We start from the raw sequence: 10,368 nt of genomic DNA on the forward strand, positions 1-10,368 counted from the left end.
CTGGTGAAAGGCTGGCACCGCGCCGTCAATGCCGAGCGAACCTTCCCTCGGCATTGACACACACACCTGTCGAATTTGTCTGTAATACAACCAAATTCGCCGTGGCCGTCGCGCACAGCCTCGCGGATGATCGGTGGCAGGCCGGTTTGGAGGACCCTGACGGGTTCTGGGCTTGGAGTTGCCGGACAAGAACTGCCCCGCTATTCATCGCAGTCGTTGTCGCGCGCGGGGAGATGCTCCAACTGGCTGCTGTCAGCTCCGGATTCGAGTTCGGTCAGAAGCGTTTCGAGGCGGGTGGCAATTGCGTTGTGCCGCTCAGCTTCTCGGGGCCATCCGCGGCTGGTGGCGTCCTCGGCGAGGGTGTGTTCCAGACAGAGTCGATCTTTCAGGCGGGGGGCGTATTCGGTGGTGGTGAGGAATTTGGAGCAGGTGAGGTATAGGGCGCATTCGCAGGGGCCTCCTTCGGGCAGCCGCAGGCAGTGGCAGAGTTCGAGTGCGGTCTTGCAGTAGTTGCTGTGCAGCCAGTCGATTGTGGTCTGGGGAAGTTTGTTGTTGCGGAGGGCCGCTGCGGCGGGGCCGGCGATTTGGGCGCCTGGTTGGAGTGCGTCTTTGTAGTCCTGGAGCACGGTGGTGTCGGCGATGCGGGCGTAGATCAGGCTCATGGTGCTGCTGGAGTGCCCGAGGATCGACATGATGGTTTGCAAGCGGGCTCCTTGTTCGGCGAGTTGGGTGCCGACGGTGTGTCGGAATCGGTGGGAGGTAACGAGTTTGGCTCCGGTGTGGTCGACGAGGCCGGTGTTGTCGCAGGCGGTGCGGAGGGCGGAGTCGAACAGCCGGTGGTCGGTCATGAGACGTCCGCGGATTTGGAAGACGTACTGGGTTGGTTTGCCGGTGACTTCGTCGATGAGCGGTCGTTGTTTGCGGCTGCGGGTCGCGTTGATGCATTCGCGCAGTGCGTCGGCGGCTTCGGGGTGTAGGGGGACGATGCGTTCGGTGTAGGTCTTTCCGGCCGGGATTCGCAGGCGTGGATGCCCGTCGGGGTAGGTGTCGAGGCAGTCGAGTTCCAGGCGTTGGATTTCGCTGCGGCGGGGGCCGACCCAGCGGGCGATCAGGTTGGCGGCGCGCTGGTAGGGATCGTTGAGCGCGTGGATTTGTTCCTCGATTGCCGTGAGTTGGTCGGCGGGTAAGTAGCGCGGGATCCGTTCGACGTTCTTGGGTAGGTCGAGGTGGCTGAGTAGGGGCCGGTTGGGAATTCCGTCCCATTCCCAGGCCAGGGTTTTGCGGAGGAAGACGTTGAGCACGGAGATCGTCGCCCGGCGGGTCTCGATAGTGACCGGCGCGCCGGTGCGGTAGTGGTGGTAGTCGGTGTTTACCCGGGTGATGAACTGTTCGAGGTGCTCGCGGGACAGGTGGGAGAAGCTGGTGACCTCGGGGTGGTGCCGGGCCAGCCACGCGGTGAAGGTGTGCAGACGTCCGTGGACGTTGCGGCGTACCATCCCCGCGTGCGCGGAGAGCATGGCTGCGGTCAGCGACTATGTCATGCACGAACGCCCCCAGCACACCGGCTCCCCATACTCGTTCCTGTTGGGCGGCAACGGATCACGACGCGGTGAACCGCTCAGTTACCAGGCGTTGTGGCGCGTGTTCAGCCGATGCTGCGATGAGTGGCCGAGGCGATAGCTGCGCCGAGCGACGCCGAGTCTCGAATATCGGGAAACCGGTTTCAAGATCGGAATGTTTGCCAATGGATAGCTGTGCATGCTGGAGGGCGGTCACGTCTTGTCGAGTTGCTCTTGCTCCCAGACGAGGAGATCGCTCAGTCGGTAGCGTCGATACCGCCCCATCCGCGCGAACCGAGGGCCACGCCCTGTCGACGCCCAAGCGGTCAACGTCTTCTTCGGAATCTTCAGCCGCTCGGCGACGTCGTCGGTGCTGAGCCAGATCTCATCACCGCTCACAGGAGGATCCGAGAGCGGGCGGATCGCGATCCCAACAGGGGTGCACCTCGGGCTGGGCTGGTTTCCGGGCGGTGTGCGGCAGTCGGGGCAGTTCGGTGCGAGCTGGTGCGCCGTTGTTTGGGCAACGAAAAGACGGACTGGAGGTGTGTCGGACGTACGTTTGGGGGCGTCATCCGATAAAGGGAACGGTGAAATGCGGTAAGTCGCTGATTGGATCCCTTGCCCCAGAATGGGATCGGTCCGCTGCGAGTGATTGAGTGCTTGCGAACTCCGTGTTCGTTGCGACTGCCGCTTCGAACAGGCCGTCGAAACACCATGTGGATCACCTCGATCGAGGCCAATCCGCCGAACCATACAACCTGATTCGTGCCGAGTTCGCCAGTGAGTTGGGATTTGCCTGGCATCGATGTCGCGATGTTGATCCACAGTTACCTTGAACGACAGGATAATTGCTCCCGAGCGCCGCGATGTCGAGAGGTTCGTCGAGGTGCAAGTTGGGCCGTCGGCGGCGACAGTTCTCGCCTCGGCGGGAGGCGGTCCTTTCCTGCGCGAGTTGCTCGATGATCGAACTGGCACCGTGACCTCGGTTGAGTTCGATGAACTGCGTGCACCGATCGGCAACCACGTCCCAGACCTGGATGGAAACGTTACGGAGCCGGTGCGCGGAGTGCCGCCTGTGTTGAAAGCAAATACGAACCCCACGCGAGCTTGCCTACCCCCGCCTCGGCGATACAGCTGCCCGGTGCCCGGGTGCTCTCCGAGGTCGGCGACGACCCCACCGCTTCGCCGACGCACGCGGCCTCAAAGCCTACGTGGGATCGGCGCCCATCGCCCGCGCCAGCGGGCTCAGCGGCGTATCGACCCGAGGCCGCCCCAATCGAGCAGCTCACCGGCGGGTGAACGGCGTCGCGTGCAAGAATCCGGCACAACTGTGCAAAGATCCGTCGATCCCACCCTCCGCTCCGTTGTCGACAGCGCAGGTCTGAGCTGCCCTCCCCATGCAAATATTCGGGCACAAGTGTGCAAGAATCCGGTCGATTCGACCACTCTTCGCTGAATAGCCTTGTGCAGCAGACCGATGCCGACAGGGTGCGGTTCAGAGGAAGGGAGAGGTCAGATGGACCGTTGTCATCGCCGCAGCGGGATATTCGCCCGCGCTCGAACAACCAAAAGACGTATTCAATGCGTTGACAGAGCATTTCGCTCGTGCACCGCGCCAATAAGCGGAATCGAGACACACCTCGACCCGGCCGTTATGACCAACGTGCGTCGAGCGGGTGACCTCCGAGGTCACCCGCTCGCGCTCGACGCCGGCGGGCGTCGAGTCAGTCGCGGAAGGCGTCCTTGACCTTCTCGCCCGCATCCTTCAGGTCGGACTTGGCCTGATCGGCCTTGCCCTCGTGCTGCTTGCCCTTGTCGTCGGTGGCCTCGCCGAACTTTTCCTTGGCCTTACCGGCGAGGTTCTCGGCCTTGTTCTTTGCCTTGTCTACAGCGCTCATGGTGCGAGCCCCTTTCTTCGAAGGTGCCCGGCCCGTGTTTTCCAGCCGGTCCTCTTGCGGATAGCCCGCATTTGCGCCACCAAACAACGGTGGAAGGCAACGACCAGGTGATGGTGGGCACCTTTGCGCTCGGGAAAGCGGGTCTCACCTGCAGCAGAGGGGAAGTGATCACCGACGACCGAGGCGCTCAGAACGTCGGCGTCCGCCGAGACGCCCGGTGGTATCGCGCTGCCACTGCCGGAGCCCCGTCGCGCGTTCTCGCCGCGGTTGCGGGCGCTGGCCGACCTCGCGGATGCTGATCTGTCCGGTGAGGGTCTACGGCTGGCAATGCACCTGTCCTATGAGCTGCATCGAGTGGCCTTGCCGCTCTGTCGGCCAGCCCCGCCTTTCCCTGCCGGTGGTAGATAAGGGGCCGGATCCGCCTGGGCGTTTGATCGCTCGTTTTCCCAGTTCGGGGGTGGTGGAGTGGCGTTAGGGTAGAGGGGGGAGGGTGCGAGGAGTCGAAAGATGAGCACCACCATTGTGATCGTGATCGTGATCGTCGCGGTTGTGGTCGTTTTGCTTGTGGCCTGGTTGTTGATGCGCCAACGGCGCGAACATCAGCGGGTCGAAGCCGAGGGCATCCGTAGCCGCGCGGCGGAACAGGAATTCGAGGTCGGTCAGCGGGAGGCGCGGGCGAATGAGGTCGCTGCCCGCAGCCGCGCGGCGAAGGCGGAAGGTGAGGCCAAGGCGGCGCAGGCCGAGCAGCTTGCCCAGCAGGCGCAGCTGCATCGCAGCGACGCGGCGGATTCGCGAACCGAGTTGGACAAGGAGTGGGAGCGCGCGGATAAGGTCGATCCGGACTCGAAGTCGGGTGAGGCGCAGCAAGGGGCTGATCCTGAACGGCCGCTGCGCAGCCCCTGACATTGATCCTGAGGTTTCTTGGGCTGTCCGGGGCTCGCGGAACATGAGCGCAGATGGGTCGCGACCACTATGTTGCGTCAACGGTAGGGTCGGCGTCTGAAGGCGTGTCGGATTGCACGACCCCGTCAGGGCTGGATGGCGGCCTTGTACGCCGATGGCGTGGCAGGGTCATGCAATCGGGGCGTGGATGCCCTACTCCTGGTCGTTCAAACCGATGAGGAGTTGAGCAATCTGGTGCTCGCCGTCGTCGAACCGCGGTGTCACTGCGGCCGGGATTCGCGGGGCTGGTCCTCGGCTCTGCATACGCCGCTGTGATGGCCACCTTCGACACCCTCGTCGGTGGCTTCGGTTTCCGGGGCCTGCGATGCGGGTTGCTCGTCGGCTGGGGAGGTGGTGGCGCCCCCGGGAGTGTCTTCGGGGGCAGGTGCTTTGAACTTCGAGTCGGGCACCGGGTGTACAGCGCCTGCGGTGTTGGCGCCGGTCCCTTCACCCGCACTGGTGCTCGTGATTCTTCCTTCGGCGCTTGCGTACCGGCGTAATGCCTGGGATGAGGCCTACACGCTGCTTGGTCGTGCATCTGGGTCCGCAGCGCTCGGGGCGGCCGATAATACTTCGTTCGTCGCGGCGCGGCTCGTGTCCGGAAACCGGCCGAGGGATCCAACGTTCCTCGATACCCGACCGCCGTGCGGGAGCATGGTCCGCCGTGGTTTCGGCGGTGGGTGATCAGTATCGGGTGTCGGCGGAAGCGCAGTGGGAGCTACTGGAGCTGCTGTTACCGAAATCGGAAGGGCGCGTGGGCCGTAACTGCGTCAGCAACCGGCGCGCCTGGGCACTTGAGGAGGTCCCCTTGGGCCTGCCAGGGCGCTGGTTAGTATCGCCGTACCCGGCGACAAGGTCGGTCAACCGCGCCAGTGACTCCTCGTTGCGTGGTTTCAACACGGCGACCTGCACGGCGCCAGGAATTCTGCACCATCAACGGCCACGCCCCGACACTGTGGTGGATGCTGGCACCTACCCGTGGCCAGCCCACATCTCCGTCCCGCAGATGCGTCGACCCGACCAGCCAGTGTCCGTACGACCAACCATCCGCGAATACGGCGAACTCCTTCTCCACCGCCTTGGCGTCTGGCCCTGACCTCGATCATGACCGGACCATTCGACGTCGAAGTGGGCACACGACGAAAGTGCACTCTGCGCGTAGTGGTAGCCCAATCGCACGGGTGTCACAAGCTCCCGACGTGCTCCGAGCCGCCGGGCCTAGATCTTGTCGTCGCCTGTGTTGGCAGGCGGATTGCCGGTTGACCTCGTCGTATCGGGTCCTTTGCTCGAGAATTTGCGGTAGAGCAACACCGCGGCGACGAGGGCCGCAAACGCCACGATCGCGAGTATTTCCATGTTCGAGGTCCTACCCTGTTTTCCGCGATCTATCCGCTATCCGGTGGATTTTCGCGTCGGCGATGCGCCGGGATCCGCAATGTCCCGTACTTACTGCGCGATCCATCAACGGAGCCGCTGCCGCGGTGATCGCCGAAGCAGGTCATGATCTCCGTCAGCAGTCAGCGAGCAACATCACGGGGTCCCCACGACGTCCGCGTTTGCCGAATGTTTCCCCGATATAATCAGCGGGCAGCGATGGCGTTGAAAAGAGATCCGATGGAACAACGTACGGTCGGAGTCGAGGAGGAGTTCCTCCTTGTCGACTTCGACGGTGTGCTTGTTGCTGGCGCGGATTCCATGCTCGGCTGGCTGCAAGAGAACCTCGAGCCAGGTCAGTCGGCAAGATTCAAGCCTGAGCTTCAACGCGTTCAAATCGAGTCGGTCAGTCAGGTGTATACCGACATGGACATGCTCCGGACCGACTTGAGTGGGGCCCGGGAACGACTGGCACATGCGGGGCATGATGCGAAACTGTTTGTGCTCCCGTTCGGCACCGCGCCCGTCTGTGGCGGTCATAGCTGTGATGCCGCAGAAGACAGCCGATACGCGCGCATCCACAATCGCTATCGCGAAATGACTCGCGCCTACACAGCGTGTGGAACGCATGTGCATGTCGGCATCGATGGGATGGAGCTGGCCGTCGCGGTGGTGAACCACTTGCGTCCCTGGCTGCCGACCTTGATTGCGGTAGGGGCCAACTCGCCGTTCCACGACAGTCGTGACTCGGGCTACAGTTCGTGGCGCATCGCCGAGCAGGCTCGATTTCCTGGTGCGGGATTTCCGCCGTTCATGCACTCGGCAGACGAGTACGAGGCTCGCGTGGCGACGTTGGTGGATTGCGGAGTTCTTCTCGATGAGCGGATGTCCTTCTGGCTTGCCCGACCTTCGGCTGTGTATCCCACTGTCGAGGTTCGTGCCTCCGATGTTGCTTTGACGGTCGATGATGCTGTTCTGCAGGCAGTGCTCACCCGAGCATTGGTGCAAACTGCTGTGCGCAAGTTGGAGGAAGGAGTCGAGGGACCGCGGATCGATGAGCAGGTGGCTGCGGCGGCAGTATGGACAGCAGCCCGCCATGGCCTCAGTGGTCCCGCGGTTGACCCGATTGGTGAGATTCAGGTTCCCGCAGTGCAAATGCTGGACAACCTGATCGTGTGGATCGTCGACGAGCTCGAAGAGGCGGGTGACATTGCTGTGATGAAGCGCTTGCTCGCTGTGATGGCACAGCACGGAACGGGTGCGGTGCGACAGCGAGTCGCGGCGAGGACCGACATCAGCGACCTCGTCGGATCGTTCAGATTGACCACCGATGACGCCTCCATTGCCGCGCAAGATGGCCGCTACCAACGGCTCGCCTACCAGCACCAGGAAAATATGCGCATCGAGAAGTGATATTCGCGAGTGCGCGAAAGCGGGGGAGACCTCTCACTGAGGTCGAGAGTTTTTACCAGCTTGCCGACGCCAAAGAACTTTTCGATCCGGACGTCAGCCGCCGGTCGATGGCATAGCTGATCGGTCTGCTTCGAGTGGGTGCGCGCAATGGCTTATGTGGCCGCGGCCCGACACCGACCTGGATTCCGTTGTCGAGGTCGGTGTTCGGTTCGGTATGTCGGTCGGACGCTGTAGTGGGCGGGTATGACCTCTTAGCCTTCGAGGGGTGCCACTGGTCGCAGTATTCTTTGCGGCGGTCAGTGGGCCCAGGTGAATGTGAATCGGTTGTTGTCGGAGTGCTGGTAGGTGAGCCCGTCGGGTAGTTGGCTCTTGTCCTGATCGATGTCGACCGCGCCGCTGTCGTGGTTGTAGGTGAAATACGCGGAGCCGACGGCGATGTCCTGTGGTGGGGACAGGCGCCGGACGATTAGGTGGGTGACCTCGGTGTCCTGGGTGTCGACCACCTTGCACGGCTCCCCAGAGTTCAGCACTTGCTGGTTGTCGCCGACCTTGAACGACACGGCGTAGGTGTCTGGCGAGTCGGTGGACGCGAGCAGCGACGCGCAGATCTGGCGGGGCTTCATCGGCCCGCAATCGCCGCCGCGCTCGAGCACCAGCACCATACTGCTGCCACTGCCGGCGGCTACGGCCGTGGCCTTCTTACCTTCGGCGGCCTCGAGGATGCCCGACACTTGCCCGCCACTGTCGTATCCGACGGCCAGCAGGGTGCCGTCCTCGGTCACTGCCAAACTGTGGGCAGTACCGGCGGCTACGGCCGTGATCTTCTTGCCATCGGCGGCCTCGAGGATGCCCGACACCTGCCCGCTACTGTCATTTCCGGCGGCTAGCAGTGTGCCGTCTTCGGTCACCGCCAAACTGTGGGAACCACCACCGGATACCGCCGTGATCTTCTTGCCTGCGGCAGCGTTCACGATCCCCGTCACCTGTCGGCTACCGTCAAGTCCTGCGGCTAAAAGTGTGCCGTCCTCGGTCACCGCCAAACTGTGGTACTGGCCTAGGGCAACCGCCGTGATCTTCTGGCCTTCGGCGGCCTTCACGAGCCCTGACAGCAACCGCCAATTGTCGTCTCCACCAACAAGCAGTGTGCCGTCGTCGGTCACCGCCAAACTGTTGCCAAGGCCTGCGGCGACGGATGTGATCTTTTTGCCTGCGGCGGCTTCGAGGATCTTCGATACCTGCTGTTTATCGTCCTTTCCGGCGCCCAGCAGTGTGCCGTCGTCGGTCACCGCCAAACTGTAGTAGTCACCCACGGCTACCGCGGTGATCTTTTTGCCCTCGGCGGCCCTCACGATCCCCGACACCTGCTGCTGGGCATCAAATCCGGCGCCCAGCAGGGTACCGTCCTCGGTCACCACCAAACTGTGGAAGCTGGAGGCGATCAGCGTGACCTTCTTTCCCCTGGTGGCGTCCACGATCTGCGACGCCGCGCTGCCCGCAGCGATGACAGTGCTGGGGGGCGCGCTACCAAGGCGGGAGTGATTTCGTAGTTGCATCGAACTCAGCACCTTTCACAGAAGAGAGCCGCGACAACCAGGCCGCAGCAGTGGGGTTGAGCCCGAAATCGTCGGCTCGGTCCAAAACGCGAGGTGACTCCCGGTTCCGAAACGGGAGTTTGCGCGGTGCGCCATCAGTACCGGTACACCGGTGTGCCGGCGAGGCGCGTGTAGCCGTGATGAAACGCTGGGTAATCCGCCAGGTCAACAGATATTCTGCGTTCCTCTCCCCATGACGTATTGAACGAAAGGTGTATTCGACCTACATCGGTGCCGGTACACGCTTCGCTGTCGTGGCGGTGCACGCGGTCGGGGTTGGATCGGGAGCAGGACATGTCGTGATTGCCCGTCGGTGATCATCGTTGTTCCTCCAGCGCGATCGGTCGAACCGAACGAACGGCGGGCAGCGATCTCCCATAGCGGGACCACACGAAGGCAACGGTCGCCTCACAACTCGGCGACCGGCCGGAGCAACATTCCGGTTACTGATCATGCTAGCACCCAAGACCTCACCATGAGATTGAAAGTGCCGATCCCCCAAACCTATTCACCGAGGCACACACATCAGGACGTGATGTGCGCCGACCGCACCTAGCCGAGCGTCCAACTACAGCATTCCCGTAGCGTCAATAACGCGGCATGATTGACCGCTGCTGGAATCATCGAGATCCGAGCCTGACCGCCCGGTCACGCGAAGTCTCGAGCATCCCTGCGGCCGAGGATGATCGTTCCGGGAATCCCTACGGCGTCGAGAATCGATAATCGACACCGGCAGAGTGGTAGGGCACATCCTTTCCGGAGAGCTGCGATTCCTCGTGCCGGAATCATGCGGCCGCAAGCGATCAGTAGCTGGCGCTCGATGGGCGATGCCCGGGGATGACAGATACGACCTGTCGTTGCACACATGCACCGTGGCTATTCCCACAGGTGATGTCAGTGGCCAGGCGTACCGTCACAGCTATCAGGCAGCAGCCATGTCTGTCATCGACACAAGGGGTCGCCTTGGCACACGAACAGTTCGAGGGCACCGACACGCCAAGCAGCGATGCGGCGCTCACCGACACGGAACGAATCAAGCGTCTCGAGGCGGAAGTGCGCCGTCTGTCCCGTGTCCTCGCGGATCTTTCTCCGCTTTCGCAGAAGGTCGCAACGATGGAGCGGAAGTGGGCGGCGAAGGAGAGTAGCGATCGGAGTATCGGCGCGCGGTACGGCCGCCGCTGAATACGCGCTCTGACCGTCGGTAACGTTCACATCCCAGGTCGTTACGGGCGGTCAGCGAGATTGGTTTGCACGGTTTCGGCGTGCGCGCTGACGGCACGCAGCTCCGCGGTAGTGCCGGGGCGGCCGGTCGAGGGTTGGGTGACGACCGTCGCGCACGAGGTCTCGGCGCACCGATTTTCGTGACATCCGGGGGTGCTGGATGGTTCGTTGTCACGAAACTCCGACGCTTCGGTTATCGAGAGTTGTCGGCGCAGCGGGCGGTTGGACCACAGCACTTCGGTGCGTTCATGGCTGCCGTTTCCTTGGGTGGTGAAGGCGGTGCGTTCGTGGCGGTACCAGTCCGGGTACAGCTGTCGGTCGCAGAGCTCGCAGGCGTACCCCGGGTGTGAGCAGTTGAGATACAGGAAC

At 62.9% G+C, this 10,368-nt stretch carries 8 protein-coding genes and 1 pseudogene; 3 read left to right on the top strand and 6 right to left on the bottom strand.

The features are described from left to right. Positions 1-200: 200 nt before the first annotated feature. From ACLMAL_RS36930 to ACLMAL_RS36940, 3 genes are all read right to left on the bottom strand, one after another. On the bottom strand, positions 201-1,517 hold the full coding sequence (locus ACLMAL_RS36930) for a tyrosine-type recombinase/integrase (protein WP_412003303.1): 1,317 nt from the start codon (positions 1,515-1,517) through the stop codon (positions 201-203). A 255-nt stretch (positions 1,518-1,772) separates the two neighbouring features. Next, complete coding sequence (locus ACLMAL_RS36935) at positions 1,773-1,958, bottom strand: helix-turn-helix domain-containing protein (RefSeq protein ID WP_412003304.1); 186 nt, start codon at positions 1,956-1,958, stop codon at positions 1,773-1,775. 1,325 nt (positions 1,959-3,283) lie between these two features. After that, positions 3,284-3,457 (bottom strand): CsbD family protein, encoded by a 174-nt coding sequence (locus ACLMAL_RS36940; protein ID WP_412003305.1) that lies wholly within the window; start codon positions 3,455-3,457, stop codon positions 3,284-3,286. 507 nt (positions 3,458-3,964) lie between these two features. Here ACLMAL_RS36940 and ACLMAL_RS36945 point away from each other — a divergent pair. Beyond that, entirely contained in the window at positions 3,965-4,360 is a 396-nt protein-coding gene (locus ACLMAL_RS36945; RefSeq protein WP_412003306.1) for a hypothetical protein, read from the top strand. A 1,257-nt stretch (positions 4,361-5,617) separates the two neighbouring features. Here the strand turns inward: ACLMAL_RS36945 and ACLMAL_RS36950 are convergent. Continuing rightward, a complete protein-coding gene (locus ACLMAL_RS36950; RefSeq protein ID WP_412003307.1) occupies positions 5,618-5,755 on the bottom strand; it encodes a hypothetical protein in 138 nt (45 codons plus the stop codon). Positions 5,756-6,013: 258 nt separating this feature from the next. Between ACLMAL_RS36950 and ACLMAL_RS36955 the strand changes: the two genes are divergently transcribed. Continuing rightward, positions 6,014-7,186, top strand: a complete 1,173-nt coding sequence (locus tag ACLMAL_RS36955) for a YbdK family carboxylate-amine ligase (RefSeq protein WP_412003308.1) — start codon at positions 6,014-6,016, stop codon at positions 7,184-7,186. 296 nt (positions 7,187-7,482) lie between these two features. Here ACLMAL_RS36955 and ACLMAL_RS36960 read toward each other — a convergent pair whose 3' ends face one another. After that, positions 7,483-8,739, bottom strand: a complete 1,257-nt coding sequence (locus ACLMAL_RS36960) for a hypothetical protein (RefSeq protein ID WP_412003309.1) — start codon at positions 8,737-8,739, stop codon at positions 7,483-7,485. Between the two features lie 1,002 nt (positions 8,740-9,741). On the opposite strand from ACLMAL_RS36960, the gene ACLMAL_RS36965 reads away from it, so the two are divergent. Further along, the gene (locus tag ACLMAL_RS36965; protein WP_412003310.1) at positions 9,742-9,960 is read left to right on the top strand and encodes a hypothetical protein; all 219 of its coding nucleotides are present in this window, start codon (positions 9,742-9,744) and stop codon (positions 9,958-9,960) included. Between the two features lie 41 nt (positions 9,961-10,001). Here ACLMAL_RS36965 and ACLMAL_RS36970 read toward each other — a convergent pair. Next, positions 10,002-10,368 (bottom strand): annotated as a pseudogene (locus ACLMAL_RS36970) (hypothetical protein); the annotation flags it as partial.

This window comes from Nocardia sp. CWNU-33 (assembly GCF_046764895.1).
GTDB lineage: Bacteria > Actinomycetota > Actinomycetes > Mycobacteriales > Mycobacteriaceae > Nocardia.

Coding starts and splice junctions, on each gene's coding strand:
- ACLMAL_RS36930 (WP_412003303.1), bottom strand. CDS start 1,517: ATGCTCTCCGCGCACGCGGGGATGGTACGCCGCAACGTCCACGGACGT.
- ACLMAL_RS36940 (WP_412003305.1), bottom strand. CDS start 3,457: ATGAGCGCTGTAGACAAGGCAAAGAACAAGGCCGAGAACCTCGCCGGT.
- ACLMAL_RS36945 (WP_412003306.1), top strand. CDS start 3,965: ATGAGCACCACCATTGTGATCGTGATCGTGATCGTCGCGGTTGTGGTC.
- ACLMAL_RS36950 (WP_412003307.1), bottom strand. CDS start 5,755: ATGGAAATACTCGCGATCGTGGCGTTTGCGGCCCTCGTCGCCGCGGTG.
- ACLMAL_RS36955 (WP_412003308.1), top strand. CDS start 6,014: ATGGAACAACGTACGGTCGGAGTCGAGGAGGAGTTCCTCCTTGTCGAC.
- ACLMAL_RS36960 (WP_412003309.1), bottom strand. CDS start 8,739: ATGCAACTACGAAATCACTCCCGCCTTGGTAGCGCGCCCCCCAGCACT.